Source organism: Candidatus Marsarchaeota archaeon (assembly GCA_023485295.1).
Classification (GTDB): Archaea; Micrarchaeota; Micrarchaeia; order Micrarchaeales; family Micrarchaeaceae; genus Micrarchaeum_A.
The window spans coordinates 1-26959 of sequence record JAMCZQ010000005.1 but is presented as its reverse complement, the minus strand read 5'-3'; the positions used below and the strand labels follow the sequence as shown (position 1 = coordinate 26959).

Genomic DNA, 26959 nt, shown 5'->3' with positions numbered 1-26959 from the left:
TTATTATGCGCCCCCTATAAATATAATCTTTTCGATGTGCACCAGACCATGGCTTTGAAAACCATGTGCATCATAAGCATGCATAGGTTTTCCATGCTGCTATGCGCGTTTAGCCCATGCAAAGTGTTTAAAGTCTGCTTGACAAAATAAGTATAAAAATGTTATATACAAAGTAAATACGCATGACACGGCCCTGCAGTATCGGAGTTGGAGGATGCAGACCCAAAGTGATTGATTGGTAAACGAAAACCACAGCATAATAAAAAGGCTCGTATTCAAGCTCATAAAAAAGCACATCGCAGGCAGTACTACTGCATCTGTGCTCAGGGCAATAAAGCTGCTTAATGAAAGGAGCGTCGGGAGCACAGTAACGTTTCTAAGCGAAAATGCCCTTACAACGACGAAAGTGCGCTACAATATAAATTCCTATTTTGAGCTTATACGCAATGTAACCAGGCAAAATCTGGATGCCGATATATCAGTCAGGCTTACGCAGCTGGGCTACCTTATCGGGAAATCTGTGGCAGTATCCGCCCTTCAGGAGATAGGCGCAGCTGCTGCCAGGGAATCAAGGAAGGTTTGGATAGAAAGCGAAGAGCAGATACCGCAGAGCGCAATTACCGATGCCTATAAGGCCGTCCAGGACCTGCCAATAGGCATAGAGCTTCCGCTAAACTATACCATGGGCTACTGGAACGGCTCGTCTTCAAAGCGCTTGCTGCTGTATAAAGCCATAAAATTCACAACAATGCAGCCATTAGCGCATTACGATGCGCAGGCAGCCCACAAAAAGCTTGATGAACACCACATGCATTACAAGGATATGGATTACTACCGCTACATAAAAAGCATGATCAAGGAAGGCATAGAGCCTACAGTGCTGAGCCATGATGAAAAATTCCTGATGGGGATGCTGAACTACGAAAGCACCTACAAAAGGCATTTAAGGCTTGAGGTGCCATTAGGCTATAACAAAAAGAGGTTCGGCATGATGTTAAAGTCAAAGCCCAACCTTAGCGTTTATGTAGCTTATGGCAAGGATTGGGTGCCTTACGCCATAAATAGGCTTACCGAAGGGCGAATTAGGGAGATAGCATCTGCACTTCTGGAGGGCGAAAGCAAAGGTGCTTTACATGCCAGCTAACAGTACATCAGCAACTATAGATCTTGTAACAGGTTCTACATCGGGCATAGGCCGTGCTCTGATAGAGGAGCTTGTAAAGATGGGGCACGAGGTTCGTGCACTTATACGCACCCACCCCTCAAAATCTAGCGAATGGAAGGCCCTACCACCAAAGGTGAAAGTCTACGCAGCCGACCTTACCGGAAATAACGAAAACGATTTGAAAACGCTCGCAGAGGCATGTGCCGGCGTCGACAACATATTCCACATTGCAAGCGCCGTTTACAACTACAAGAACACTTACGACGAGCTAATAAACACTAACGTAGTGGGCACCGAAAACCTGCTTAATGCATACGAAAGTGCCAACAAAGGCTCCAGGAAGCAGCTCCACATAATATATGCGAGCAGCATGTCGGTATACGGCCAGAGCAGGGGCGAAGAGCAGTTAACCGAATCTTCGAAGACAAGCCCTGCAAGCCCGTATGCAGAGAGCAAGCTAATGGCCGAGCAGGTGATAAAATCATTTGCCGATGCCAATCCCTCTATAAAATACACGATACTGAGGTTCGGCACGTTTTATGGGGAGAATTACAATGCATCTTTCTTCAAGATATTCAAGCTGATAGAGGAGGAAAAGGCAATATACATACGCGGCGGAACCAACCACATAACCCTTATACATCAGGCAGATGCGGTAAATGCAATGCTCATGTGCGCATCGAATCCTGTCAGCTTCAACAAGACATACAACATAACAGACGGCAAAGCATACACCATAAAAGAGCTTTTTGAGTTTGCCGCAAAGCAGCTCAAGGTCAATCCGCCGAAAAGGAGCATTCCTCACATACTAGCGAAGCTCACCAGCAAGATAGCCAACATAAATTATGACGAGCTGGAGTTCCTTTCCAGCAACAGGCGCGTTTCCATAGCGAAGGCCCAAAAGGAGCTGGGCTTTAACCCGTCCAAGAGCATGGCAAGCGAGGGCAAGATGCTCATAGACTTGTACCTGCTGTCTAAGAAGGCAGAGTGATGCGCTGATTTTTATTTTGACAAATATCAAAGGTATATGCATGGCATACAAAAATGGGAAGGTTGAAGAATACATAAAAGAGACGATAAGCACAAAAGGTGCTATGCTCTTTTCAGTGATTGACCCTGTGGACTACAAGACCCCAGACATGGCCGTCAAGACTGCGAAGGCAGTAGCTGAGGCTGGCGCCGACATAGTTATAATAGGGGGCAGCATCGGCGCGCAGGGTGAACTTCTTGACTATGTGGCAAAGTCCACAATGGAGTCGATAAGCGTTCCGCTGGTCCTGTTTCCTGGCAATATCGCCACTATAACAAGATACGCAAACGCGATTTACTTCATGTCGCTGCTGAATGCAAGGAACCCATACTGGATAACGCAGGCGCAAATGCTCTCTGCGCCAATAATAAAGCAGCTTTCGGTAGAGCCATTGCCAGTCGGCTATATAGTGGTCTCTCCGGGCGGCACTGTCGGCTGGGTCGGCGATGTGAACATGGTGCCAAGGGAAAAGCCGAAGATCGCGTCATCGCTGGCCCTTGCAGGGGAATATCTTGGCAACCGCATCATAATAACAGATACCGGCTCGAATCCTAGGCTGCAGCATTCCGGGCCTGTGCCCAAGGAGATAATACGCGAGGTCAGCAAATCCATAAGCGTGCCATATGTGGTAGCAGGAGGCATAACGAATTCTACCCAGCTGAAGGCAGTATACGCGAGCGGCGCAGATGCGGCGCAGATAGGCACAGCCTTTGAAAACGCCGAAGACGCATATAAGAGGGCAAAGCTTTTTTCCTCTGTGGCAAAGGAGCAGGGAAGGCTGAAGCTCAAAAAGAAATAACGCGATATGAATGCGCGAAATATCAACGATAGAGCTGTATGCAGCAGTGCATGAACTTGAAAAATTTTCATCATATTACATAGAGAAGGTATACGAGCTTCCGGGCATGAGGTTCAGGATCAGGCTTGGCAAATCGGGCGCTGACCAGGCCAACATATTAATAATACCTGGAAAAGTGCTCGGTATTACAGACCAGATAGAGCTTGTTGAGTCTCCAACAAATTTTGCCGTTGCTCTGCGAAAGCGCATAATGAACTCGCAGATAGACGCGATAAAGCTCTACAACTACGACAGGATAGTCAGCATAGAGATGCACAAAGGCCCTGTAAAGGCAAATCTGATAATAGAGATGTTCAACAACGGCAATGTGATACTTGCCGATGATAAGATGAACATACTGCTTGCCTACGAAAGGCGGGAATATTCCGACAGAAACATAGCGCACGGCCAGCAATACGCCCCGCCAAAAAACAAGCCGATAACAATCGAAGACATCTATGACATAAAAAGGCTTGAAAGCAAACTCGAGGCCCTTGCTGGGTCAAGCCCGGGCACTGGCATTGCAAAGCTTTTAGGGTCCAGCCTAAATATCGGAAGCCTTTATGCGGAAAACAGCATCATGGAATGCAAATATGCCACAGGGCAAAAGGCAGGCGAGATGCAGAAGGAACAGCTTCATAAGATTGCGGAAAGGCTCAACGCACTCACGCATTTCATGGAATCGCCCAAGCCCAGGATCTATGCAGATGCCGGCAAAGCAGCAGACTACGCAATATGCGACATCAAGAAATACGAATTGCTTGAAAGGAACGACTTTGACACGGTATCCGCAATGCTCAACGCGTTTTATTCAGCTGCCGCTGGGCCAGCAAGAGTGCAGGAAAGCAGGAAAAGCCTTGAGCTAAAGGCAAGCATAAGAAAGCAGCAGGAGATAATAGAAAAGGCCGAGGCAGACATGGGAGCCCATAAAAGGATTGCAGAGGCGATATTCAACAACATGCAGCTCATAAACCAGCTGGTGCGCAAGGCTTCCGAAATGAAAAGATTTACAAAAGAAGAGTTGCAGGAGATGTTTCCTAGTATAAAGATAAGCAAGGTTGACCTCAAGGAAAAGAGCATAAGCATAGAGATATAATGCTGTCGCGTTAATATTTAATTCGGACTGAGTCTGTGCTTGAAATAACAGTATTGGGTACTTCAGGGTCTGCGCCCACCAAAGAGCGCGGGCTTTCAGCAATAGCGCTTGAGCATGAAGGCAATGTTTTCCTGTTTGATTGCGGGGAAGGCACGCAAAGGCAAATGCAGGAATACGGAGTAAACCTGATGCATGTAACAGACGTATTCATAACACATGCGCATGCAGACCACATCCTAGGCTTGGCCGGTCTCTTAAGGACCATGTCGTTATACAAAAGGCTTGACGAGATAAGGGTCTATTACCCGAAAAACTCAAAGAATAGCGTAGAAAGTCTCCTTAAATTTGACAGCGCAATCATATCTTTCGAGGTCAAACTGGTGCCTGTCGTTTCTGGCCGAATACTGAAGGGAAAGGATTTTGAGGTGCGTGCATTCAGGCTAAACCATTCAGTAGAATGCTATGGCTACGTATTCGCCGAATCGGACCGCCTGCACTTTGACAAGGAAAAGTGCAAGAGGCTGGGCATAAAGGGCACAATGTTCCAGACGCTGCAGAAGGATAAGCAAATAAATCTTAAGGGCAGGAACATAAAGCTTTCCGAAGTGTCAATGATAAAAAGGGGCCCAAAATTCGTGTATGCTGCTGATACGAGGCCGTGCAAAAGCGCCATTGCAGCTGCAAAAGCTGCCGACATACTTGTGCACGAAGCAACATATTCTGCCGCGCTCGCAGCTATGGCCAAAGACAGAAAGCACTCCACCAGCGCCGAAGCAGCCCGCGTTGCAAAAGCCGCAGGAGTAAAAAAGCTTGTGCTAACGCATTTCAGCACGCGCTATAAGAATACCAAAGAACTGTTAAAAGATGCAAGGGCGATATTTAAGGAAACCTACGCTGCGGAAGATGGCATGAAACTAGTCATAAAATAAGGTTTATAATATTTTCAACGGAAATATCTGAGGGGCCCGTAGTCGATTGGTAAGACGTCTCCCTGACACGGAGAAGACATGGAGTTCGATTCTCCACGGGCCCATTTTCAGCTTTATAAGCTGCTTTCCTGCAGCTAAAATACTATCAATGGAACCTGCATCTCCTCGGCTGTCATTCCGCCATGCGTACCTACCTGGCCCTTAAACCTGTCAAACCACGGTTCATACAAGCCTCCAGAGGTATAATTTATTGAGTAGCTGCCTTTGCTCACCACTACGTGCGAGCCAAAATTCTCCATTTTGTCCATTGTGGGTTTAACAGGCCCGAATATCCCAGCCTTGAGCATGTCTTCAGACCGGAAGATTTCCCCATATTCGCCAAACTCCTCTTCAAAGGCCCTTTCCAAGCTCTCATCTTTGCCATCCTTTGATTTAAGAAATAGGGTCCTGGGGTTGCCCCACGGCGGAAGCTCAAGTTGCCTTGCCAGTTTGCTGGTGCTGCCAAATGCCTTGAACTCCTGGTCTTTTACAACAATGTGTCCATGGTCTGCAGTTACCACCAAGTTATAATCGCTATTCTGCACTGTAGTTCGAAGCCCCTCCAGGAGCTTTACAACCTTGGATGCTTCGACAATGCTCTCTTCGGACAAAAAGCCATGCATGTGCTCGGTATAATCAAGATGTCCATAATACACAAGTATGTTGCCATACTTGCCGCTTTTGACAACTTTTTCCATTACTGCCTGCAGATTTTCAATGTTCTGGTATTCGATGCTTGGCAAATCGTTTAGGATCTGCTTGCCGCTTGAGAACTTCTTTATGCTTTCTGGAAATATTCCTATTGCGTTTGAAGCTTTGAGTCTCTGAATGTTGTAATTTTTAGGGTAAATCATGTCGTTGCCCAAGCCCTCTATCTTATTGTCTTTGTCCTCGAATAACCTGGACAAATTCATTATATTTACCAGCCCAAATCCTTTTACAGTCAGTATATCCCCTATCACTCCGTGCTCCGAAGGCAGCATGCCACTGAATAACGAGCTTAGCACGCACAGCGTTGCTGACGGGAATAAAGTAGTGATGCTGTCCAACGATGCCTTTGCAATAGTGTCCTTTGCACCCTTGTTTTTCGACTGTAGCCTGTCAAGCATGTTAAGGCCAAATCCGTCAACAAGCATCAGTATCTTATTGCGCTTGTCACCAATAAGCTTTGAAGTCCTGCCGTTTGCAATATCATCCATTATCTGGAAGTTGCTTTTTTTGAAGTTAGGAAGCACAAAATTGTTTTCAGCAAGCCTTTTTATTACGTTGTCCATTTTACTGCTAATGGCTTGAAAAATCTATAAAGATTGTCTAAAGCAGTTCGGTGACTTTGCCAGCAGCGAATATTCTTGGCAATGCTTCTCTGACGAGCAAGCAGCCATCACCCACAAAAATAGACAGCGGTTTTTCTAGTGCAAGCGTTATAGTGTCGCCATTCACCTCCTCAATCTTTGCCATCGCATATGAAAAGTTCGAGCCAAAGCCGTAAAACTTCCCGGTTTCTATATGCTCCTTGTTTATTTCAGTAAGCGTTGCGCGTATCTTAAGCCTTTTGTGCTGCACGTGCTGCACTGCATGCAGTATGCTGCCCTTTTCAATAACATCAGATTCGATATTTTTCAGGCCTATGCCTATTCTTGTGCCGGGCGCCGCGGATTTCACGTCTATATCCTGGCTTTGCAGCGATCTTACCAATACCTTTCGCCCGGAGCTGTGCCAGAGCTCATCATGCACATTTATAATGCCGTCCATGACAAAGCCCAATGCTACAGCGCCTATGCCTTTCACATCAAAAGCCTTGTCTATATCAACCCTGCAGCTGCCATTTTCGCCGCCTCTGGGCTTTAGGGCAAGAATCGCGTCAAGGAGCGCTTCCTTTTCGCATACTGATGAATTCTCAAGCTTTGCATTGGAGATTATTTCAGAGTCGGCATTTTCAGGCGTAAGTAAAACCTTTTTACCCAGGAGCTTTGCTGCTATGACCAATTCGCCAAAAAGCTTTTCCAAGTTTTCTGTTGACAGCACTATTGCGTCGGATATTGTAAGTATCTCTGACAAAGCGTAGAACTTGTCTGCAACTGAAGTCGGCGCAAGCACAGTAACGATATTGCCGTCAACACTCCTGTTATAAAAGGTTATGCTATTCTCCGAACCCTTTTTGCCTATGAATGCAGCCAATCCGCTGCTATTCGGAATTGCGATAATATGGTTTGGCATAAAAATCAAGATTCATATTTGGCTGCGTTCATCTCCTAACCTTGCGCTTTCGCCCGATGCCGATGCTATTAAAGTCGAAAAACCCGAGCCAGAGCAATACTATTCCTATAAATTCTGCATAATAAAGAAATTCTGGATATGCGGCTATGTAAAGTGTCCCGGCTATGCTTACCACAACCGTACCTGCAATAATGCTTAGCATTTTTCTGCTGTGCCCATGCGCGAATCCGAGCGCTGCAGAAGCTATAAGCACTGCCGCAGCAGGGAACGTTGCCAGCGAAGACGCTACTACAACTCCAAGCGGCAGCGGGCTATAAACCACATAATTGCTTATTATGTTTCCCACATCGCTGTAGGCAAGCACCACCGCATTCAGTATTGCCATTATTATCGAATACGAGAAATACGCAAGCTTTATCTTTGCGTTTTTGTAAAGATAGACTGATCCAAGCGCTAGTGCTTCTACGAGCACCGCAACCACAAAAAGGTAAATATCATTTAAGGCAAGGTTTTCGACACCAAAAGCAAATACGATTTCAAGCACAACACCAAAAGTGAATAGCCACATGCCTGTGGCCCAGAACAAATAGCTGCGTTTGCGCACTACGGCATAATTATAAGAAAGGAACATCGCCAATATGGCGCTAAGCAGGGCTATGATAATTGTTGAAACAAGCACTATGAGCTGAACTCCATGCATTCAAATCATTTGATTATGGCGTTTGACTCTTTTTAATATAACTGATATATATAAAATACCCAAGCGAAGCCACAAGCAGTGCGCCGCCTATTGCAGTTACCATATTTACATAGAATGCGACTGGCCCTGCCGCAAGATATTCAGAGGTGCTTATGGCGCCGCCGAACAGGTAAGGCTGCTGCATGAAGCCGAAAAAGTTCACTGCCAGCAGGAACCACGCAATCGCAGCATACTTAGCCATGGCAATGTGCTTCCAATAGCACACTAGCACAGCTGCAAGAAGCACGATAAGCGCCACAAGATACGGCAAGCCAAATCCTACAGCATTTGAATACACAAAATGCAGCTTTGAATACACCGCAATAAAGATTGCAATGATGCCAAAGATCGGGGCCAGGAAAGAAAGCCATTTGTACTCCATAATTTCAAAGAATACTGCTGCTATAAAAATCGCAATAAGTGCTATGCCAACAAACATCAGTATATTGAATGAATTGAATAGCACATGGAGCATGCTCAGCGAATAGGTTGCCATGCTTATACCAATGCCGCTTATTCCGGAATCTAATACTGATATCACAAGAAATGCAACAATTATCGTCGATACAGAATATATGCGAAGGAAGAGGTGCTCAAGCCTGTTTTCCCCCATATACTCGCTATAGGACAGAAATGCGTTTCTCAGTATAAAGAAAATTGCAGCTACGAGCACAGGTGCAATGAAAATGCTCCCCACTAGAAGCAGTAGCTTAGGGAAAGTAGCCTCGAAATTCACTATGTAGAAAACTGCAAATGTCCCGGTTATCTCCCACAGCGGCATTATGAAACGCTTCAGCCTTTCCTTGTATTTTTCATATTCGAGCAGCAGGGTTATCGCGATCCCTGCTTCCAACCCGAACAAAAGGAAGAAAATTGAAAATATGAAATAATTCACGGAAAACATTACGCTCATTGAATCACATATTGGCTATCGGCCTGTTTTTAAATACCCTTTTTATAACCATGACAGTAAATGGAAGCACTGCAATGTAAAATATTATGAAGAATATGGCTATCGGTATCACAGATGGCGACGTATTTGCAGCTTGCGACACAAGCATTACGTTATAAATTATCCATGGCTGCCTGCCTATCTCTGCAGTAGCCCATCCTAGCTCTAGCAGAAATATGCCAACCACTGCGGCTATGATCAGGAGCACCAGAACTATCCTGTGCTCAAATGGCTTTTTCTTCAGTATAGCCAAAAGCAGTATGATGATAATGAACAGCCCAAAACCGAATCCGAGCCCAACAATGGTATCGAACATAAAATGCACGATCAGCGGCGGCCAAGTGCTTGCTGGAAATTCGGAAAGCCCAGGGACAGCGCCGTTTGCGGAGCCTGTTGCTAGAATGCTCTGCAGGTTTGGCACGCTTATCGCGTCTATTATGCGACCGTTCAAGTAAAATCCGCCGAGCAATTCCGGAGCATGGGTCTGTGGCACAAGATCAAGCTCTAGCGCTGCATATTTCTCAGGCTGGAAGGCATACAAGCCAGATATAGAAAGTATTCCGGTTATCACAGAAAAGAAAGTGGCTATTATGACGAGGCTGAATGCGACGTTAAGGCCCTTCTTGTAGTGTAGCCTCTCATCGCCAGAGCTCCTTAGCATGCGGTATGCGAAATATAGCACGAAGATCATGCCTCCTGCGAAATATGACGTAGAGACTACATGTGCCACCTCTATCAGTGTTGATGGCGTGGCAAGCGCAGCAAGAGGATGTACATCCGCTATAATCCCAGTTTTGATATATTCCTGTATGTTGAACCCTTTAGGGGTGTTCATAAATGCGTTAAGCATGGTTATGAATACTGCCGAGAGCACAGCACCCAATGCAACAAAGCATCCAGTCAGTGCATGCATGTAGCCGTTCTTGAACTTGTTCCACGAATATGCATAAATGCCAAGAAATATGGCTTCAAGGAAAAAGGCAAAGACCTCAATATATAATGTAAGTATTGCAACACTGCTCACAAGGACCATAAACTTCGGCCAAAGGAGCAAAAGCTCCAGGGCAACAAGCGTGCCGGATGCCGTGCCTATTGCAAAGAATATTATCAGCATTATGGTGAGCTTTTTTGCCAGCCTGGTATAATATTGGTCCTTCCTTTTTAAGCCGATAACCTCTGCAGCAACTATTATTACGGGCAGTGCAATCCCTATAACTGCGAGTATTATATGGACTCCGAGAGAGAAGCCCATCAAAAAGCGATCATAATCAAAAACAGGTATCAATGCATCACACTTCCGAAGTCCATGCGCTACGCGCCATTCATTATTCTTAACTTTCATTTATAAATTTTTCTTTTAAACTGTAGGAAAGCATTAAAAAGATTGCAAATAAAGCACGCTCCAGATATGATGGACAAAACTGCATCGAGGATAGATGCTGACGGCAGGACAAGCATAGAACACCCGCTACATCGCCACGAGCTTGAGCTTACAAAGTCAGCTATTTCAGCAGCAAAAGGGGTGCATATGCTCCTAGATGGCGGCTCAGGCAAAAAGGTGCTCGTCCCATACGCCCTTTCGCAATACATGATGCCTTCCATAGACATAGACCTGCTAATGCTCCATGAGGATGCACTCAGGGTATTCAGCTGCATGAGGAAGGAGCACATGATAGACAAGGATGCCGTACTTTCAAATAGCGATTCGATCAGCAGCATATATACAACGTACTATTCGCCATTTTTTGTGTACAGGGACAAATCATTACCAGACACTGATATATTTACAGAGGTAACAGGCGTTGGGCCCATAAAGCTTACAAAAGACGTGATTAACTCTGGCCTTGAGGTAAGGATGTCAGATGGGACTGGGATAAAGGTTGCAGACATAGCCTTTACGATCGCCACAAGCATAAATCCGCTGGTGTTCACAGAAAAAAGGGCAAGGGGAACGTTCATCGCATTGTTTTCTAATACAGACAAATTTGATTTGACCGAGATAGCTGAAAAAAGCGTAGTGCATCTTAGGCAAAGCGTCCAGAATGTCGTTGAAGTGCTATACAATTCTGCTCAGTCAAAGGACCCTGCATATTCACACATAAGACGTGAGCGCGCATATTTGAAGTACGAACAGATGCTTTCAGACAAGCTGCCGAACAAACAAATGTTAAGGTCCAAGGAACCGGCATAGCGCAAACAAATGCAAAGGCAGCCTACAGAAGCGAGAGTGCAACAATGGCAGTGCTTTCGTAAACCGCAATAAACTTAAATATTATATTGCGATATAATATCATCATTGTGTCGGCCTATAATCGATAGCAAGATAGGGCAACATGCAGGTGTTACATTGGTTGATTATGAAAAAGATGTTACTATAAAGAGCGATTCGGGAAGAAAGCTGGTTTCACTAAAGGACCTCGGCATAAAAAAGGAATACGTGACAGAAATTGTGCTGCCATTCCTAAGAGAGCAGATGAATGACCCTGAATTTGAGTATCGTACAGAGACTATCAAGCGCGAAAAAGACATAGTGCTGAAAGACAGCACTGGCTTATTCTACAAAAGAAGCGTGCAAGTGTCAATCGATGTTGATGGATATGTAGAACTGCATTCCTACAGTGCAAAATTCAGCCCTATGCTTATATCGAAATATACCATTGCCGTAGACAACAATAAGATAACAGGGATAACCGAAAATAAGCAAATCACTGATGCGTCAAGCAAGCAGAAGCATGTAAGCGTAGCTTTTGCGGTTTATGGCAGGGACGCTGACGGCTCTGCTAAGCCAAATTCCTGCAAGCCGCTAAGTGTGCTTATCTCTGAAGTATATAGCAACGGCCTTGTAGGAAAGAGCAAGTATTACTTCAGCCACGGTTTAGAAGTCGATGACATATTAGAAGAGGGCAGTCAGCCTGCTAACTATGTTCAAATAATAACTCTTCTAAGGAGCGACAGCAAAGCGTAATGTTATTGGTGCATAAAATGGTATACAAAACCAAACCAAGCAATATAAATGCAGGGAAAAGCATTACATCGAATATGGACGCAGAGGAAACAAGGATAGAACGCGAAGTCATTGGCAAAAGCCTTGAGGCAAAGGAAATAGTATCGGAAATAAAGGAACGGTCAATAAGCAAGCGGTACGCGCTTGACATGCTAGAACAGCTGTCTGCCTGGGATATCACTGGGGACAAGCTTGTCAAATTGTACAATTACGCGGAAAAAGACATAGTGAACATCGAAGCAATCCTTGATGACCACAATGCCATAAAGAGATTCAAAGATCTTCTGGAAAACAATGAGATATGAAATGACTGCAGAATTCACCTTATGAAATCTGAAATCCTTCGCTGGGATAGCAGCTCCGCAAGCATCCTACTGTTCCTTATCCACTCGTTTGCACCTATATCGAGCTTCAGCTTTACGTAATCCAGCATTTCTGAGACGCTATGGAGTATTGTCGGCTCCTTTTCCAAGGTTTCCCGCACGTGCTCCCTGACGTTCCATACGCCTACAGGCATTATGTAGCCGTCATGCACCTCCCTGAGTATAAGCACCATTGCCTGCTTCTTCAAGGCTTCAAGCTTTTCGGTTGTTGCAAGCCTGCCAGAATAATAGCAGCCCCCTATCTCTGCATAAGTCTTTCTTCCATGGTATCCCTCATATGACGAGTATATAGATATATTCTTGCCATCGGCATTCCATACCGTTTTAGGGTACCATGCTTCGATCGACTCATAGGTCCACGAGCCAGGAATGAAGAATATGAGCCACCTGTTGTCAAGTGCTACGTTGTAAAAGGCATATATGGCATCAACAGTATCGTAGCTTTTTATGCGTTCACGCATGGATTTGGATATTGTATCGTCAACCGCAGTAATGCTCCACCTGGTAGGAACGAATCTTCTAGAATTTCGCAGACCGAACAGGCCAGCTGAAAAAGCCTTCTGTATTGAAGAAACCTCCAGCCCTTTATCGTAAAGTTCTGTGATTGCAGTAGAGGCTTTGGCATCCCAGTCAAAAAACAAGCGCTCTATCTTCCTGTTGGCCTTGGAATTGTATAGCGCAAAGTCCTCAACCTTGGCGCTGGGCCCGAATGGCTGCACCTCGTCATTAAACTCCACCTTTATGAATGGCTTGCCTTTGAAGCGCAACTCCGTATCTGCCGGCCTTTCTGCCATTGCCAATTCCTGCACGAACGAGCTTATGCCGCGTTTTTCAACATCCTTGACATTTGCAACGTGCATTCCCCTGACGAGCTTTGAACGCATCTCTACTATCTTTTCTATGCCCATTGGTCGCCAACGCTCCGGCATGCCTATTAAGGACGTATCGCCGAACTCCGGCGGCACCATCGGCCCTATAAAAACCTTCGGATAGCCGAACCTGCCTATAAAAATATCTGTTGGGGAGCTGCCAGAAAGTTCGCTGCTGTTTATTATAGGGAGCATTTTTACTTTGTAATAATATCTGAGCAGCGCTGGGTCGCGCATGTGGGCATAGGCTATGGCTGAGCGCTTCACCGGTATCTCAGCCTTTTTTATCTCTTCAAGCATCTGCTTTCTGTCCACTCAAAACCACGCAATAATGCTTTGGCGCTGCATATATTTATCCTTTTCTTGTGCATCACGCAAGCACTTAAAAGGCTGCCTTGCCAATTATACGTGGTGTAAAAATGCCTGATACTAATCTGCGTTACAGGCTTGGCCGCATATTCAAAAATGCCAATTTTGAAAAGCTCCTCATAATAAATACAGACTCTATGGACAGCAATTTCTTGTACTTAAGCGGATTTACCCAGGGCATATTCGAGCAGTCAATGATTATTGCCGACACTTCAGGAGCAACGCTCATAACCAGCGACTTGGAGTATGACATTGCAAAGAAGCAGGCGCCAAAATGGCTTGAGGTTGAAAAAGCCGGGAGCGTGCACGAACTAAGGTCCAAGATACATGGCCATATAGGCAGGGAAACAGCAGGCCTTGACATGGAATTCCTTCCATGCAACTACCTGAAATTCCTGAAGAAGTATGCTCCTGGCGCAAGATTCGTCGATGCGTCAAAAAGCCTTGCGGGCGCAAGAGAAATAAAAGACGAAAGCGAGCTTGGAAAAATCAGGAATGCCGTTCGGATAACAAAAAGGTCTATAGAAGAAACTGCCGAGTACTTCAAGGCAGGAATGTCCGAAAAGGAGCTGAAAGCAAGGTTCGAGTTTATACTTTCTTCGAACGGCTCTGACAAGACTGCCTTCGACAGCATTGTGTCTTTCGGTGCAAACACTGCGCTGCCGCACCACATGCCTGACAACTCCAGGCTTAAGCCAAACGAATTCCTATTGATGGACGTAGGGGCAAAATACGAGAACTACTGTGCCGACATAACGCGAACATTTATATTCAAGCCGGATAAAAGCTCTGAAAAATACAAGCGCATGGTGCGCATATACGAAACAGTGCAGAAAGCCCAGGAGATTGGCTTGGAAAACCTCAAGGCAGGCGCGGATGGAAGCACAGCGCACAATGCAGTTGCGGAATTCATAAACACAGCGGCTGGCGGCATCTACAAGGGCAGATTCACGCATTCACTGGGGCACCAGATAGGCATAGATGTTCATGACGGGATCGGTCCTACAACTACAAAGAAGACCATGCTTGAGAACATGGTGGTTAGCGATGAGCCTGGAATCTACATTTACGGATTCGGAGGCGTAAGGCTGGAAGACGACGTTATAATAAAAAAGAATGCTTCAAAATTCATCTGATGCTTAACTTGCGGAACCAATAATCTTTCCCAGCTCCTCGTTTAATTCCGCGCCATCGACATTCAGCCTGTATTTTGACATGAATTTGCCCATAAACGCAGCCAATTCATTCCTCTTGCAGCTTTCGGCACCTTCGCTTTTCAGCAGCTTCCTAAGCCTTTCGCCGCTTATCCTTTCCAACCCGTTTTCCCTGATGATCTCGGCTATGCTTTCATTGCGCTTTAATGCAAGCCTTATCAGCTCATCAAGGGCCTGCTTCGTAATCCTTTTGTCTGAATAGGCCTTGAATATTTCCATAAGCCTTTCTTCAGGCAATGCCTCTGCATTGATCCCGTCCCTGCGCATTTCAGTAAAGCGCTGCAGCAGTACATTTGCAACAAAGCGCTTGTCTATTCCCTTTATGCTGCCAATGCGTCTGTATAGCTGGAGCCTTGGCGATAGCATCATTTGCTTTGCAAGAGCCTTGTCATTTAGCTCGGCTTCAAGAAGCGCCTGCTCTTTTTCAACATCAACTGCGTTTCTTGCAGCTTCTTCCAAGCTCTGCTTCGCGATGAGGATAGGCTTTGCATCGGTCTCAGGATACATCCTGGAACCTCCAGGGAGCGGCCTCATAAACCTGGTGGTAAAGTGCTCCTTGTCATATGCTGCGCGGGTTTCTTCAGGCACCATCTCTACCGCCATCTTGGCACGCTCTATTGCAAATTCTATGGCCATCGCTGCATTCCTGCGCCTGTCCGCTATGATTATGAATGCATCCTCCTGTTTCATTCCAAGCGCCTTTCTTACAGCGCCGATCTCTGATTGAGTAATGCCATACTTGGCAAGGTCCTCATCGCTGTGTATAAGGCCTTTGACGCCGCCCATCTTTGCGTAATCGCTTATTTCAGTTCCCAGCCTCTTTCCTGGGTTAACCTCCATGCCAAGCACCCCTGAAAAGCCCCCAAGCTTGAATCCAAGGACTGCACCGCCGGAGCCGAGCGCAGCGCTTATAATCTTTGCATGGCTGCCGGAAAACACGTGAGTTAGGTCATGCGCCTGGCCTACTGATGCGTTTCTGCTCTTCAGCAGCTTGATTATCTCCAAAAGTTTTTCCTGCCTTGCCACTTCGTTTTCTATGAACTTGTCCATGTCGCTTAGCTCCTGAAGCCCCTTTATTTCGACCCTTGCGCCGCCTTTTATCGAAACATTGACATCCTGCCTTATGGAGCCTATGCCCCTTTGCACTTTTCCAGTGAGCCTGAGCAGCGTTCCTATCTGCAGTGCAACATCTCTTGCCTCTTCAGGGCTGCTTATATATGGGAATGTGTCTATCTCGACCAAAGGTATGCCTATCCTTGAGGTGTCATACCTTATCGATTCGCTGCTTGAAGATATTATGCCTGCTGATTCTTCTTCTAGGAACATCGAAGGTATAAGTATCTCGTGCCCGCCAACTTCCATGCTGCCGTTCAATCCTATAAGAATGCTCCTTTGGAATGCGCTCGGGTTGCTTCCGTCCACGACTTCCTTGCGCATGGGCTCGAGCTCCGCGCCAACATTCATATGCAGTGATTTTGCCAGGGCCAATACAATCCCTAGCGCTTCTTCGTTCAGGCTGTGTGGCGGCTCTTCGTCTATGTCTACAAGGCAGGCATGGCCCTCGTGCAGCTCGTATTCAAAGAGCCTGCTTCTTTTCTCCTCGAATTTTGCAGACCTGTCCACAACGCCAAGCTCTCCGGCCACTGCGCGCTGCCTTCTTGTAACCGTTCCTTCAGGCACACCTTCGCTGAGGCTGGCGCTGCATGAGCAGAACAGCTTGCTTTCTGTGGCAAGCCTCTGGTGTATCTCAAGCCCGCACATGAAGCCCAAGCGCTTATACCTGCCAAGATCTGCCATCATATCAGCCCATCATAATAAAAATTCTCCATACCTGCTGCGGTCGCTTATTTCGCCTGCTATGTTCTTGGTAAGCATTTGCCGTGCATCATTTTCAGGGTAATTTCCAAGCAGCCAACCCAATTTAACATACGCCACTTCAGGAAGCATGTCTTCGCAGTAGAGCACGCCGGCACCGCTCAGCAGCCTAAGGTTCCTGTAGACGTTTGGGTTCACCCTGCCATACAGGCACTGCGAAGTCATGCCGACTATGAGCCCGCTGTCTATTGCATTCTTTATATTCGGCAGCCAAGAAAGGCCCTGATGCTGCGTGGATACGGGAGTATGCCCTAAGCCGGTGCCTTCTATTATTATGCCCTTGTACTTCTTCTCCACATAATGGTCTATTATTTCAGGGTCTGAATTCGGGTAAGCTTTGAGCAGCGCAACCTTTGGCTCAAAATTTGTCATTGGCTTGAAGCTCCTTCTTCCCTTCTGCACTTTTTTGTATTGCATTTTTCCGTACCTTATGCTGCCGTCTGAAGCAACCTCAGCCATATAACTGCTGTTTACCGGCCTAAACGCGTCCCTCCTTGAAGTATGCATCTTTCTGGCCCTTGTGCCAAGCATGAAACCGCATTCGTCATCCGATGAACTTTTGTGCATGCAGATGCCTACTCCTGCAATGTCCGATTTAGCCGCAAGCACTGCGGAGCAATACAGGTTCATGAACGCATCGCTTGAGCCCCTGTCGCTGCTTCTCTGCGCTCCTGTGAGCACCACAGGCATTCCTATGTCTTTTAGCATGAACGAGAGTGCGGCAGCCGCGTAGTGCATCGTATCTGTGCCTATCGTTACTACGGCTCCGTGCGCATTTTCGTTATAGGCCTTGGCGACCTCCTCTGCTATTCCTTTCCATTCATGATACGACATGTCCTCGCTGGAAATGCTGTAAAGCGGCTTCACTTCTATATCTGCAACGCCGGCAAGCTCAGGCACTTCATAAAGCAGCTCCTCCGGCTTTAGCAGCATGTACACGCCTCCGGTCCTGTAATCAAGCTTGCTGCCTATTGTGCCGCCTGTGTATATAAGCCGCACTTTCGGCAATCCTTTCTCTTCTTTCACATCTGCAGTTGGAAAACTGATGCTGCTGTTGCCCTTGCGCACGAGCGAGATCTTTGACCCTTCAAATTCTACGCCTATGTTGTATCCGCTTTTCAACTTTATTATCACCACATCGCTACTGTTGGCTTCCGTGCTTGGCATGAGCTCGCCCTCCTCGCTTATGCCGTCGCGCTCTATGCGCACTATGTCACCTAGCCCTATCGCGTTGGCTTTGAAATAATCGCTTATCTTATTGCTATACAATGCATCATTCCTCTATTCTTCCGTATAATGCGTTTGAAGTCGCAGCGTATATCTGCACTGCTACGGTATCGCCGATTTTATTCTTGGCGCCGGCATTGCCGTTTTGCATTACAACCTGCCTGTAGCTGCCGTCCCTTCCGTTCAGCGAGCTTGGCCCTTTCTCTGTGAGCAATACATCAGCAATCTCGCCTATTGAGGCATTCCTATCTTCGGCCTGCATGCTCCTGACAAGCCTTGACAATTCTGCGCTGCGTTCGTTTATTGTTTCAGGAGCAAGCTGCTTCATCTGTGAGGCGGATGCATGCGGGCGCTTGGTAAATTTGGATATGTTTGTCACGTATGGCCTGAAGTCCTTCAGCGCGCTTACCGTCATATCAAAATCGTCCTCTGTTTCTGTAGGGTAGCCAACTATAATGTCTGTTTCTATTGTTATGCCATTGATTTTTTTGCGCAGTTCTTTTACATATCCCATAAACGCGTCAACGGTATAGCCTCTTCGCATGGCCTTCAGCACGCTGTCACTGCCTGACTGCAGAGGAAGATGCAGGAATTTATAGAGCTTTTCCGATTTTAACGCATCTATAAGCTCGTCCATGTACCTGTGCAGATGCTCAGGATTCAGCATGCCTATCCTTGCCTTGAAGCTGCCGTCAATTGAGCCTAGCCTTTCTGCAAGCCTTGCTATGTTCGTGCCCCTGTCTATGCCATACGCTCCTGTGTCCTGTGCAGTAAGGTCTACCTCCCTTGCGCCATTCCTGACACTGTAGGCCACTGCTTGCAGAATCATGTCTTCATCAAAGCTGTGCAGGCTGCCCCTGGCAAATTTCGTTTCGCAGAAAGAGCACGAGCTAAGGCAGCCATCGCTGAGAGGTACCTTCGCTATCACAGAGCCGTCATGCGCATAGAAGTCAAGCCTGCTGTCAGGGCCTGTGCCAAGCGCAAGGATGCGGTTGCCGCTGAACGCCTCATGAGCAATCCTAGGCATGCTTTCCACATTGTGTATGGTGGCTATGCTGGCGCTCGGTGCATAGCGCTCTATGATGTCAGAATTAGCCCCTGCCATGCACCCAGTCACTATCATGCGCTTGCCTGACCTTTCGAGCTCCTTAAGCCTGTATACGATCCTGTTCTGCGTTGCGCCTTTCACAGTGCATGTATTGAGCAGCACAACATCCGCATCGCTTTCCTCATTGCACAGCTCTACCCCATTGCTTGACATAGCGCTTGAAATTATTCCGCTATCCGCCTGGTTTAGGGTGCATCCATAAGTCTCTATATACACTTTCATTAGCCCGCACCGATAAATGCACAGAATTGCATTATGATATGTAGCCAAAAGTCTAAAATGCTTGCACAGGCGCAAAAACAATGCGCGTAAATAACCCAACAATCAGCAAGATAGCACGCAGTTTTATGGAGTTTATATCTATCCAATCTTATACTTTTACAAGTATGCGGCCCTCCCTCTCTGGCGCTTCGGGGCTTTCCAATGCTGCCTTGATCTCTTCAAGCCTTACTGTCTTCCAGATTTTTATTTTCAGGGAGCCCGAATTTGCTACGAGCTTTCTGAATTCCTCCAAAGTGCCGCCAGTCGACCCTATTATGCGCAACTGCCTTTTCGTTTGCCTCTTTGATAGCATTATATCTTCACAAAAGAAGTCAGTGCTCCCAATAAGATTTGAGCTGGCTTTACCGTATTGGGGCGAGCGCTACGCCTTTGCTTTTTTGAGCTTCAGCTTCCTGTTAGAGTTATATAAACTGTCGATTATGGATTTCTGGCGCTTGCTCCAGTCCTTGTTGCTTTTCCGTTTTATCCATTCTGCACGAAGCTTTACGAACTTGAGGTTGTCGTCTGCATTGCGCTTTTTTTCTTTTGCCAACTCTATAAGCAGACTGCTCTTTTTCATATATCATTACCTAATACCCTTTTGACTACTCTTGTTTTTATATCTAACTTTTTTATGAAGTTTTTTAATTCCTTCTTGTTTATGTTTTCCCTGAATATCGTGTATAAATGCGCTGCATCCTCATAATCCTTGTCGCTTCCTAAGTAAAGTTTGTATGCTAGCTGCAGTTCTATCGGGCTTATCCTTATTCTGCTCTTTCCCATATCGACAACCATGCTGTTGTTTAAAGCGTACCAGTTAAGCTCGTTTTGGGGGAATTTTATTTCAAAATTCGGATCAAAGGTATCCTTCTCTGCGAATCGTATTGAGCTTTTTTCATTAAGGATTTCATACGCGTCCTTAGCGTCCTTGGCGTTTATGCAATAATACTTTTTCGAATAAGCTATTTTATTGAATAAACTGGAGAAATCCTTTAAGTTCATAGGTTTTATAAAAATATCTATATCTTCGGTATGCCTATCCATGCCGAAAAGTATAGCAATGTAACCGCTTACTATGACATAGTCAGAATTAATGTACGATAAAAAGTCAATCACCAACTTGTCAAGCACGGTCAGCTTTTTGCCTATATATTTTATCCTATCCTTGCTGTATGCGTATTCCATTCCTTATATTTAACTCCTGGAAATTATAAATAAGTGCTCCCAACGGGATTTGAACCCGTGTTTTAGGGTTGAAAGCCCCACGTCCTTGGCCGGGCTAGACGATGGGAGCCCGAGCTTATGCAACAAGCGATTTATTTAAACAAGAATAATTATATATGTCTTTTTAAAAAAGATTTCATGGTGTTGGCTTGATACTTTCAGACTATGACATAAACGGCATGATAAAAATGAAGAGGCTTATCATAAAGCCTTTTTACAACGACATGGTGCGCGAGAACGGAATAGACATGCGCCTGGCTGCCGAAATAGCGTATCACAAGGACATGGGCAGCGGTTTCGTCATGGACCCTATGTCGAACGATGAAGATATAAAAAAATGCTTCAACATAAAGAAAAACGTCAAGGAGATGGTGATAGCATCAAAGGAGCAGGTTCTGCTAACCACTTCCGAATACATGGAGGTCCCGGATGACGTAGCCGGGTTTGTCGAGCTGAGAAGCACATGGGCAAGGCACGGCCTGTCCATGCCGCCAACAATCATAGACGCAGGGTTCAAGGGAACCATAACACTAGAAGTCATAAACAATGCACCCTATGCAATAAGGCTTAGGCCAAAGCAAAGGTTCGCACACATCATATTCGTCAAGCTGCAGAACAAGACCGGCAATGCTTATGCAGGCTTCTACAAGGGCCAGCGCGGGATAAAACTGCCGCAGGTACTGAAATGAATGCTGCGACAGCCATATGCCATAATGATGCATAAAAATAGTTTAGCTGTCTTGGTGATTTGAATGGAAGGCCGAATAAATGCCGGTGGAAAAAGCATAGAAATCGATGCTGCTATAAGAAAAGGCTCTAAACTCAACATAATATTGGCTCATGGGAGCAATGTCGATATGCACTATAGCCTTATCCAGAAGCTGTTCGATGCGTTAAGCGGCGAATACTCTGTTTTAAGGTTTAATTTTTCTTTTTTTGGAGGAACGGACGAGCAGAAAATGGACTTCAATAGAAGCAAGCAGGAGCTTGAAGCATGCATAAGGTATATGGGGTCAAAAAATATCGTGATAGTAGGAAAATCCCAGGGCGGCTACATAGGCACGCTTTTTGCTGGCAGAAAGGATCTCGGCGTGAAGGGTGTCATATCTATGGGTTACCCTATGCATGAAATGAACAGACCAAGCGACATAAGGCATGAATTTCCACACACCCACCTTGAAGGGCTGTCTCTGCCAGTGGAGTTTATAGTCGGAGACTCAGATCCGCTGTGGAACGTAAAGGATGCGCCCCCAATATTTGCCAACTACACCATACACGTAGTGCCCAATGCAGACCACTCATACAATCCAGTAAGGCCGGGCACCACGAAAGAGGAAAATGAAGACAAAGTTGTCAATCTCGTGAAGCAGATAGTGGCAAAATTCGCAAACAAGCGGGATTTGTAGCATCATCACAAAATAAACTGTGTGGTTCCGACTAATTTTGTCGAATAACTGCCAAAAATGGGCAAATCGTCGTGCAGTATAGATGCTTGAGGCAGCTGCCATAACTGATAAGGAGGCACGCCACCTGCTGACCGCTGCATTAGCTACAAGTCATGAAGTAATAAATAAAAGCAATTCAAAAACTGAAAAGAAAAAGATCACAGGGCTGAAAGGAAAAAAGACCTTTACCTGCCAGCAAGATCAGAAAGCTCAGTGCTTGAAGAGGCTACCTGCGATTTCTGCGCGCTTCCCGATGAGGAGACTAGCACTACGTCGCTTATGTTCTTTATGTTCTTGAAGAGTATGCTTTTTTGCTGTATCATCCTTTTCACTTCCTCTTCCCCTGCATTCTTCCATTCCTCCATAAGAACACGGCTGACCTCTCCCTTTTCAAGGTCCACTATTGCATCCTTCACTTCGCCAAGGTATTGCCCATTGTCGCTGTATATGTCGAGGTTGTATATTTCCGAAACGCGCATCCGATCACCTAATACACTTTCATTATTAAAGTTTTAAATAGTTTTGCACGCTGTGCGCCTAATATCGGAATGCCTTTGCAGGCAGCCTGCCATCCAGGGCTGCCATGCGGCAACAGAAATATTTAAATATATATTGCTACATTATATAAGTGCCTGTTTTTAGAAAGATTTAAAAGCTTATTTGTATGAAGCGGAAAAAATATTTACTCTGACGTCGCAGAAAACGTCCATGCTTAAAAGGATGATATGATGGCAACAAAGAAAAATGTCAAAAAGTCAAAGAATTCCGGAAGTAAGGCTCCAGCTATACGCAAACTGACCGTTACGAATAATAAGGTAAACATTGATACCGGCAAGGAAGAAAAGAAGCGCGGCAGGCCGAAGAACGAAATTGTCCCGGCATCGGCTCAGCAGCCTTCCCAGGGTTTCACTTCTGCAGTGACAGAAGTTAACAAGGTATGCCCAAGCTGCGGAAGCACAGACTTGATATACGACAGCGAGCGCGGCGAGCTTGTGTGCAACAACTGCGGCCTGGTTATAGAAGAAAATATAACGGACACTGGCCCAGAATGGAGAGCGTTCGACTCAGACCAGAGAAATTCAAGGGCAAGGACAGGAGCGCCCATGAAATATACAAGGCCCAACAAAGGCCTAGTCACGGAGATTGATCTTTACAACAAGGACATAAGAGGCGTGCGCATACCCTCAAAGCGCCAGGCCCAACTGTACAGGATGAGGAAGTGGCATAAAAGGGCAAGCATAGCAAGCTCCAGCGAAAGGAATTACCTTATAGCGCTGCCGGAGCTCAATAGAGTGTCAAGCTATCTCGGTCTTCCAGAAAACATAAGGGAAAACGCAGCGCTGCTTTACAGGAAGTGCGTGCAGAACAACCTCATACGCGGCAGGCCGATTGAGACTGTGGTGCAGGCTGTAATATACGCTGCTTGCAGAAAGGCAGGCATGCCAAGGACTCTTGACGAGATTGCAAGCATATCTGGACTTCCGAAGAAGGAGATAGGCAGGGCCTACAGGGCGATATCGCACGAGCTCGGCCTGAAGATACCACTGACTGATCCAATAAGCTACGTGCCTAGGTACGTGAACGCATTGAAGCTCAGCGGCGAAGCTCAGGAAAAGGCCGTCCAGCTGCTGCACGAGGCAATGAAGAAAGGCCTTGTGTCGGGCAGGAGCCCGACAGGCGTGAGCGCTGCTGCGGTATACATAGCAGGCGCACTGGCAGGCGAGAGGCGTACGCAAAAAGAGGTAGCGGATGTCGCAGGAGTAACTGAAGTGACGATAAGGAACAGGTACAGGGAACTCAAGGAGCAACTGAACATAGATGTAAATCTATGACCGTAATCACGCCCAGATATGGTGCAGCGCTTCTGGCCATGGCGATCGTCATATTCGCCTCCATAGCGCTGCTGTCCATGTACCAAAAGCCCCAAAGCAATGCATACCTTGCTACGGTGAGCCAGGCAAGCATAAATGCATCAATAAACAAGACCGAATCGCTTCTGAACGAGGTAAACAAAAGCAGCTACCTCATATTTTACCCCAACCTCAAGCAGGCGTATTCAGACTTGAGCAAGGCAAAGTCGATTGCAAACGAGGACCCTGGCCTGGCTGAGAATCTGCTCAACCTGTCGTATGCAAGCGCACAGTCCCAGCTTTCCAGCATAAACAAGTACAGGAATATATCGTTTGTGATCATGCTGCTGCTCACAGCTGTTTCCGCCGTGGCATTGTATCGGCTCATGCGCCGCATGCCAAAATAGCTTATAAATCTTTGTCTAGCGTTCGTCGTTCCCCAAATAAACAGCGCTGTAAAAGAAACTGCAGAATAAGCTTATAAATGCTATTGTAAAATTGTATATGGATGATTGGTAGGGGCATGCAGAGATGCGTGTGAAATATTCCTGCCAAGCAAAGATATAGGGTGGTAGAATGGACATGGCGAACGAGATAGAAGAGGGTATGGAGGTTGACCTAAGGGTCGAAGCGAAGGGAGCACGCGGCGAAGGCATAAGCCACATAGGCAACTTTGTAATTTTTATAAATCACGCTAAGACAAGGATCGGAAACATATATAAGGTAAAGATAACTAAGCTGCACAGGACATTCGGATATGCAGAGCTGTCAGATGCAAAGCAGCAATTCGTTGGCAACGGAAGCGTTATAGAGGCATAAATTTTATTTACAGTAAGCCTTTTATAATTAACATTGGAATAAGTAAATGGCCAGTACTTATATGGGCGCGGCGCAGAAAGCCGGCCTGCATTATTAGATAAGTAATGGTAGTGGGTATTCCAGTTTGCCATCTAAGCTCTGTGCTGTGCGTTATTCGCTGCAGCAATATGTAGATTATCGCTGAAGCAACCAGTATAAGACCTGGTAAATAAAATATAAATTGCGCTTACTCATGCAAGGTGAACATATGGATGAAAAGCAATTTAAGAGATATATGAAAGGCACGACTACAGTCGGCATTGTTTGCAGCGACGGCGTTGTCATAGGCGCGGATTCGAGAGCCACAATGGATACGTTCATTGCCAGCACTGAAGCCAGGAAGGTATGGCCGATAGACTCTAATCTTGGCATGACGATAGCCGGCCTTGTGGGAGACGCACAGGAGCTGATACGCATACTTAAGATTCAGAACGAGATATACAAGATGAACGAGCACAAGCCGATGTCCCCTAAATCTGCGGCCACACTGCTCTCCATAATACTCCAGGAGAACAAAATGATGCCGTTTTACATACAGCTCATAGTTGGCGGGGTTGACGAAGACAAGAATTATATATACAATCTTGACGCTGCAGGCGGTTATTCTGAGGAGAGCAAGTTCACCTCTACGGGCAGCGGCTCGCTTACTGCACTGGGCTACCTGGAGGATGCGTACAAGCAGAACATGAGCGTTAAAGAAGGCATAAAGATGGCTGCAAAAGCCCTGAACATTGCAATGAAAAGGGATTCAGCTACAGGCAACACGATAACAGTTGCATCTATAACAAAAGGCGCAGGCTACACAGAATATACTGGAAAGGACCTAGAGAAGGTGCTTTCACAAAAGTAATCAATTATGCTTTAACCAGCAATGCCACCTCATTTTCAGAAGTGATGCTTTGGAAGACAAAAAAACAGAAAAAGACAATGACAAGGAAAGGATTGAAGAGCTTTCAAAAAAGATAGACTCTCTTTTGCCAAAAGGCGCAGGATTAGTAAAGACCGAATTCGAAGGCCCCGACATAGTGATAACTGTCAAAAGCATAAAGGCAGTCTATTCGGACGAGGACGTAGTGCGCAATATAGCCTCTGTAATAAAGAAAAAGCTGATAGTGCGCAGCGAGAGCAGTGCACTGATGCAGCCAGACAAGGCAAAAGAGGTAGTAGAAAGCATAATACCGAAGGAGGCTTCTGTCGCAAGCATAAAATTTGTGCCTGATTTCGCCGAAGTTTATATAGAAGCCCTGAAGCCAGGCCTGGTTATAGGCAAGGGCGGAGCTACCCTTAAGGAGATAGCAGTGCAGACGGGCTGGGTGCCAAAAGTGCTGCGCATGCCGACAATGGACAGCGAAACGATCAAGGGCGTCAGGCAGCTGCTTTTTAACGAGAGCGATTTCAGGAAGAAGTTCCTGAGCGGCATAGGCAAAAACATAAACAAGGTAATAGCAAAAAGCGAATGGTTCAAGGCTACTGCGCTCGGAGGCTTCCGCGAGGTCGGAAGGAGTTGCCTGCTGCTTGAGACCCCGCATTCCAAAATAATGATAGACTGCGGCATAAGCCCTGAACCAGGGGTCAAAGGGCTTGATGCAAATGCGAATTCCGAAGGCAACAAGGCGTTTCCATACCTTGACAGTGCAAACTTTTCAATAAACGAACTAGACGCAGTTATAGTAACGCACGGCCATATGGACCATATAGGCTTTGTGCCGTATCTATTCAAATACGGCTACGATGGGCCAGTCTACTGCACCCCGCCCACGCGCGACCTTGCAGCGCTGCTGCTGAACGACTACGCGAAGCTTGTGCAGCGCAGTGGCGGAACCCCGCTCTATGGCGAGAAGGACATCAGAAAAATGCTCACGCACATGATAACAAGGGATTACAACGAGGTAACGAACATTACTGACGAGATAAAGCTTACATACCACAATGCCGGGCACATACTTGGTAGCTCTACAGTGCATCTGCATGTAGGGGAAGGCATGTACAACATAGTGCATACGGGCGACATGAAATACGGCTTTACGAGGCTGTTCGATCCCGCAGCTACAAAATATCCAAGGATAGACTCACTTTTCATAGAAAGCACGTATGGCGGGCCGAACGACATAACTGCCAACAGGCATGATGCCGAAAAGAACCTGATGGACATAATAAAATCGACTATATCCAACGGTGGCAAAGTTTTGATACCTCTGTTCGCAGTAGGCAGGAGCCAGGAGCTGCAGCTTGTCCTTGAAAACTATATGGCCCATATGGCCGTGCGT

At 46.2% G+C, this 26959-nt stretch carries 29 protein-coding genes and 2 tRNA genes; 17 read left to right on the top strand and 14 right to left on the bottom strand.

All coding sequences use genetic code 11. From position 1 onward, the window contains the following. The first annotated feature begins 235 nt into the window (after nucleotides 1–235). From M1125_02485 to M1125_02460, 6 genes are all read left to right on the top strand, one after another. Nucleotides 236–1144, top strand: a complete 909-nt coding sequence (locus M1125_02485; protein MCL5404683.1) for a hypothetical protein — start codon at nucleotides 236–238, stop codon at nucleotides 1142–1144. Next, nucleotides 1134–2156, top strand: a complete 1023-nt coding sequence (locus M1125_02480; GenBank protein ID MCL5404682.1) for an NAD(P)-dependent oxidoreductase — start codon at nucleotides 1134–1136, stop codon at nucleotides 2154–2156. Before M1125_02485 ends, M1125_02480 begins: the two co-directional genes overlap by 11 nt. Nucleotides 2157–2196: 40 nt before the next feature. Then, nucleotides 2197–2994, top strand: a complete 798-nt coding sequence (locus M1125_02475; GenBank protein MCL5404681.1) for a geranylgeranylglyceryl/heptaprenylglyceryl phosphate synthase — start codon at nucleotides 2197–2199, stop codon at nucleotides 2992–2994. 10 nt (nucleotides 2995–3004) lie between these two features. Beyond that, a complete protein-coding gene (locus M1125_02470) occupies nucleotides 3005–4129 on the top strand; it encodes an NFACT family protein (GenBank protein ID MCL5404680.1) in 1125 nt (374 codons plus the stop codon). A gap of 35 nt (nucleotides 4130–4164) precedes the next feature. After that, the gene (gene rnz / locus M1125_02465; GenBank protein MCL5404679.1) at nucleotides 4165–5058 is read left to right on the top strand and encodes a ribonuclease Z; all 894 of its coding nucleotides are present in this window, start codon (nucleotides 4165–4167) and stop codon (nucleotides 5056–5058) included. 32 nt (nucleotides 5059–5090) lie between these two features. Continuing rightward, a tRNA-Val gene (locus tag M1125_02460) sits at nucleotides 5091–5162 on the top strand. A 30-nt stretch (nucleotides 5163–5192) separates the two neighbouring features. Here the strand turns inward: M1125_02460 and M1125_02455 are convergent. The 5 genes from M1125_02455 to M1125_02435 are packed head-to-tail and all read right to left on the bottom strand — an operon-like array spanning nucleotide 5193 to nucleotide 10347. Next, on the bottom strand, nucleotides 5193–6371 hold the full coding sequence (locus M1125_02455; protein MCL5404678.1) for an alkaline phosphatase family protein: 1179 nt from the start codon (nucleotides 6369–6371) through the stop codon (nucleotides 5193–5195). Nucleotides 6372–6408: 37 nt separating this feature from the next. Beyond that, a complete protein-coding gene (locus tag M1125_02450; GenBank protein MCL5404677.1) occupies nucleotides 6409–7314 on the bottom strand; it encodes a hypothetical protein in 906 nt (301 codons plus the stop codon). A 28-nt stretch (nucleotides 7315–7342) separates the two neighbouring features. Beyond that, complete coding sequence (locus M1125_02445) at nucleotides 7343–8014, bottom strand: hypothetical protein (protein ID MCL5404676.1); 672 nt, start codon at nucleotides 8012–8014, stop codon at nucleotides 7343–7345. Nucleotides 8015–8027: 13 nt separating this feature from the next. Then, a complete protein-coding gene (locus tag M1125_02440) occupies nucleotides 8028–8966 on the bottom strand; it encodes a cytochrome d ubiquinol oxidase subunit II (protein MCL5404675.1) in 939 nt (312 codons plus the stop codon). 4 nt (nucleotides 8967–8970) lie between these two features. Continuing rightward, the gene (locus M1125_02435; GenBank protein ID MCL5404674.1) at nucleotides 8971–10347 is read right to left on the bottom strand and encodes a cytochrome ubiquinol oxidase subunit I; all 1377 of its coding nucleotides are present in this window, start codon (nucleotides 10345–10347) and stop codon (nucleotides 8971–8973) included. A 66-nt stretch (nucleotides 10348–10413) separates the two neighbouring features. Here M1125_02435 and M1125_02430 point away from each other — a divergent pair, with 66 nt between their 5' ends. From M1125_02430 to M1125_02420, 3 genes are all read left to right on the top strand, one after another. Next, complete coding sequence (locus tag M1125_02430; GenBank protein ID MCL5404673.1) at nucleotides 10414–11196, top strand: hypothetical protein; 783 nt, start codon at nucleotides 10414–10416, stop codon at nucleotides 11194–11196. A gap of 156 nt (nucleotides 11197–11352) precedes the next feature. Then, on the top strand, nucleotides 11353–11970 hold the full coding sequence (locus M1125_02425; GenBank protein MCL5404672.1) for a hypothetical protein: 618 nt from the start codon (nucleotides 11353–11355) through the stop codon (nucleotides 11968–11970). 17 nt (nucleotides 11971–11987) lie between these two features. Beyond that, a complete protein-coding gene (locus M1125_02420; GenBank protein ID MCL5404671.1) occupies nucleotides 11988–12314 on the top strand; it encodes a hypothetical protein in 327 nt (108 codons plus the stop codon). Between the two features lie 14 nt (nucleotides 12315–12328). Here M1125_02420 and M1125_02415 read toward each other — a convergent pair whose 3' ends face one another. Next, on the bottom strand, nucleotides 12329–13576 hold the full coding sequence (locus M1125_02415; GenBank protein ID MCL5404670.1) for an Nre family DNA repair protein: 1248 nt from the start codon (nucleotides 13574–13576) through the stop codon (nucleotides 12329–12331). Between the two features lie 104 nt (nucleotides 13577–13680). Between M1125_02415 and M1125_02410 the strand changes: the two genes are divergently transcribed. Continuing rightward, on the top strand, nucleotides 13681–14766 hold the full coding sequence (locus M1125_02410) for a Xaa-Pro peptidase family protein (protein MCL5404669.1): 1086 nt from the start codon (nucleotides 13681–13683) through the stop codon (nucleotides 14764–14766). Nucleotides 14767–14769: 3 nt separating this feature from the next. On the opposite strand, the gene gatE is transcribed toward M1125_02410, so the two are convergent. The 7 genes from gatE to M1125_02375 all read right to left on the bottom strand — a co-directional run bounded on the left by gatE (nucleotide 14770) and on the right by M1125_02375 (nucleotide 20609). Continuing rightward, a complete protein-coding gene (gene gatE / locus M1125_02405) occupies nucleotides 14770–16641 on the bottom strand; it encodes a Glu-tRNA(Gln) amidotransferase subunit GatE (GenBank protein ID MCL5404668.1) in 1872 nt (623 codons plus the stop codon). 12 nt (nucleotides 16642–16653) lie between these two features. Next, nucleotides 16654–17988, bottom strand: coding sequence for a Glu-tRNA(Gln) amidotransferase subunit GatD (gene gatD / locus M1125_02400; protein MCL5404667.1), 1335 nt, complete (start codon nucleotides 17986–17988; stop codon nucleotides 16654–16656). A 4-nt stretch (nucleotides 17989–17992) separates the two neighbouring features. Then, nucleotides 17993–19276, bottom strand: coding sequence for a tRNA (N(6)-L-threonylcarbamoyladenosine(37)-C(2))-methylthiotransferase (locus tag M1125_02395; GenBank protein ID MCL5404666.1), 1284 nt, complete (start codon nucleotides 19274–19276; stop codon nucleotides 17993–17995). Nucleotides 19277–19424: 148 nt separating this feature from the next. After that, on the bottom strand, nucleotides 19425–19628 hold the full coding sequence (locus M1125_02390) for a hypothetical protein (GenBank protein MCL5404665.1): 204 nt from the start codon (nucleotides 19626–19628) through the stop codon (nucleotides 19425–19427). Between the two features lie 69 nt (nucleotides 19629–19697). After that, the gene (locus tag M1125_02385) at nucleotides 19698–19895 is read right to left on the bottom strand and encodes a hypothetical protein (GenBank protein MCL5404664.1); all 198 of its coding nucleotides are present in this window, start codon (nucleotides 19893–19895) and stop codon (nucleotides 19698–19700) included. After that, entirely contained in the window at nucleotides 19892–20500 is a 609-nt protein-coding gene (locus tag M1125_02380) for a hypothetical protein (GenBank protein MCL5404663.1), read from the bottom strand. The genes M1125_02385 and M1125_02380 overlap by 4 nt, the downstream gene beginning before the upstream one ends. Before the next feature lie 34 nt (nucleotides 20501–20534). Then, nucleotides 20535–20609 (bottom strand) — tRNA-Glu (locus M1125_02375). Nucleotides 20610–20688: 79 nt separating this feature from the next. Here M1125_02375 and dcd point away from each other — a divergent pair. Together dcd and M1125_02365 are read left to right on the top strand one after the other, a co-directional pair. Continuing rightward, on the top strand, nucleotides 20689–21228 hold the full coding sequence (dcd, locus tag M1125_02370) for a dCTP deaminase (protein MCL5404662.1): 540 nt from the start codon (nucleotides 20689–20691) through the stop codon (nucleotides 21226–21228). 63 nt (nucleotides 21229–21291) lie between these two features. After that, nucleotides 21292–21945, top strand: coding sequence for an alpha/beta fold hydrolase (locus M1125_02365; GenBank protein ID MCL5404661.1), 654 nt, complete (start codon nucleotides 21292–21294; stop codon nucleotides 21943–21945). Nucleotides 21946–22169: 224 nt separating this feature from the next. Here M1125_02365 and M1125_02360 read toward each other — a convergent pair whose 3' ends face one another. After that, nucleotides 22170–22463, bottom strand: a complete 294-nt coding sequence (locus M1125_02360; protein MCL5404660.1) for a PRC-barrel domain-containing protein — start codon at nucleotides 22461–22463, stop codon at nucleotides 22170–22172. Nucleotides 22464–22712: 249 nt separating this feature from the next. Here M1125_02360 and M1125_02355 point away from each other — a divergent pair, with 249 nt between their 5' ends. The 5 genes from M1125_02355 to M1125_02335 form a co-directional block, all read left to right on the top strand. After that, a complete protein-coding gene (locus M1125_02355) occupies nucleotides 22713–23816 on the top strand; it encodes a transcription initiation factor IIB (protein MCL5404659.1) in 1104 nt (367 codons plus the stop codon). Continuing rightward, nucleotides 23813–24241, top strand: a complete 429-nt coding sequence (locus tag M1125_02350) for a hypothetical protein (protein MCL5404658.1) — start codon at nucleotides 23813–23815, stop codon at nucleotides 24239–24241. Before M1125_02355 ends, M1125_02350 begins: the two co-directional genes overlap by 4 nt. Before the next feature lie 169 nt (nucleotides 24242–24410). Continuing rightward, nucleotides 24411–24653, top strand: coding sequence for a TRAM domain-containing protein (locus M1125_02345; GenBank protein ID MCL5404657.1), 243 nt, complete (start codon nucleotides 24411–24413; stop codon nucleotides 24651–24653). 247 nt (nucleotides 24654–24900) lie between these two features. Next, a complete protein-coding gene (psmB, locus tag M1125_02340) occupies nucleotides 24901–25542 on the top strand; it encodes an archaeal proteasome endopeptidase complex subunit beta (protein MCL5404656.1) in 642 nt (213 codons plus the stop codon). Nucleotides 25543–25591: 49 nt separating this feature from the next. After that, a partial coding sequence (locus M1125_02335; protein ID MCL5404655.1) for an MBL fold metallo-hydrolase occupies nucleotides 25592–26959 on the top strand: 1368 nt, incomplete at its 3' end.

What these genes read in the sequence shown, in the direction of transcription:
- M1125_02480 (MCL5404682.1), top strand. Translation starts at nt 1,134, where the DNA reads ATGCCAGCTAACAGTACATCAGCAACTATAGATCTTGTAACAGGTTCT.
- M1125_02475 (MCL5404681.1), top strand. Translation starts at nt 2,197, where the DNA reads ATGGCATACAAAAATGGGAAGGTTGAAGAATACATAAAAGAGACGATA.
- M1125_02470 (MCL5404680.1), top strand. Translation starts at nt 3,005, where the DNA reads ATGCGCGAAATATCAACGATAGAGCTGTATGCAGCAGTGCATGAACTT.
- M1125_02455 (MCL5404678.1), bottom strand. Translation starts at nt 6,371, where the DNA reads ATGGACAACGTAATAAAAAGGCTTGCTGAAAACAATTTTGTGCTTCCT.
- M1125_02450 (MCL5404677.1), bottom strand. Translation starts at nt 7,314, where the DNA reads ATGCCAAACCATATTATCGCAATTCCGAATAGCAGCGGATTGGCTGCA.
- M1125_02445 (MCL5404676.1), bottom strand. Translation starts at nt 8,014, where the DNA reads ATGCATGGAGTTCAGCTCATAGTGCTTGTTTCAACAATTATCATAGCC.
- M1125_02440 (MCL5404675.1), bottom strand. Translation starts at nt 8,966, where the DNA reads ATGAGCGTAATGTTTTCCGTGAATTATTTCATATTTTCAATTTTCTTC.
- M1125_02435 (MCL5404674.1), bottom strand. Translation starts at nt 10,347, where the DNA reads ATGAAAGTTAAGAATAATGAATGGCGCGTAGCGCATGGACTTCGGAAG.
- M1125_02430 (MCL5404673.1), top strand. Translation starts at nt 10,414, where the DNA reads ATGATGGACAAAACTGCATCGAGGATAGATGCTGACGGCAGGACAAGC.
- M1125_02420 (MCL5404671.1), top strand. Translation starts at nt 11,988, where the DNA reads ATGGTATACAAAACCAAACCAAGCAATATAAATGCAGGGAAAAGCATT.
- M1125_02410 (MCL5404669.1), top strand. Translation starts at nt 13,681, where the DNA reads ATGCCTGATACTAATCTGCGTTACAGGCTTGGCCGCATATTCAAAAAT.
- gatE (MCL5404668.1), bottom strand. Translation starts at nt 16,641, where the DNA reads ATGGCAGATCTTGGCAGGTATAAGCGCTTGGGCTTCATGTGCGGGCTT.
- M1125_02395 (MCL5404666.1), bottom strand. Translation starts at nt 19,276, where the DNA reads ATGAAAGTGTATATAGAGACTTATGGATGCACCCTAAACCAGGCGGAT.
- M1125_02390 (MCL5404665.1), bottom strand. Translation starts at nt 19,628, where the DNA reads ATGCTATCAAAGAGGCAAACGAAAAGGCAGTTGCGCATAATAGGGTCG.
- M1125_02385 (MCL5404664.1), bottom strand. Translation starts at nt 19,895, where the DNA reads ATGAAAAAGAGCAGTCTGCTTATAGAGTTGGCAAAAGAAAAAAAGCGC.
- M1125_02380 (MCL5404663.1), bottom strand. Translation starts at nt 20,500, where the DNA reads ATGGAATACGCATACAGCAAGGATAGGATAAAATATATAGGCAAAAAG.
- M1125_02365 (MCL5404661.1), top strand. Translation starts at nt 21,292, where the DNA reads ATGGAAGGCCGAATAAATGCCGGTGGAAAAAGCATAGAAATCGATGCT.
- M1125_02360 (MCL5404660.1), bottom strand. Translation starts at nt 22,463, where the DNA reads ATGCGCGTTTCGGAAATATACAACCTCGACATATACAGCGACAATGGG.
- M1125_02355 (MCL5404659.1), top strand. Translation starts at nt 22,713, where the DNA reads ATGGCAACAAAGAAAAATGTCAAAAAGTCAAAGAATTCCGGAAGTAAG.
- M1125_02350 (MCL5404658.1), top strand. Translation starts at nt 23,813, where the DNA reads ATGACCGTAATCACGCCCAGATATGGTGCAGCGCTTCTGGCCATGGCG.
- M1125_02345 (MCL5404657.1), top strand. Translation starts at nt 24,411, where the DNA reads ATGGACATGGCGAACGAGATAGAAGAGGGTATGGAGGTTGACCTAAGG.
- psmB (MCL5404656.1), top strand. Translation starts at nt 24,901, where the DNA reads ATGGATGAAAAGCAATTTAAGAGATATATGAAAGGCACGACTACAGTC.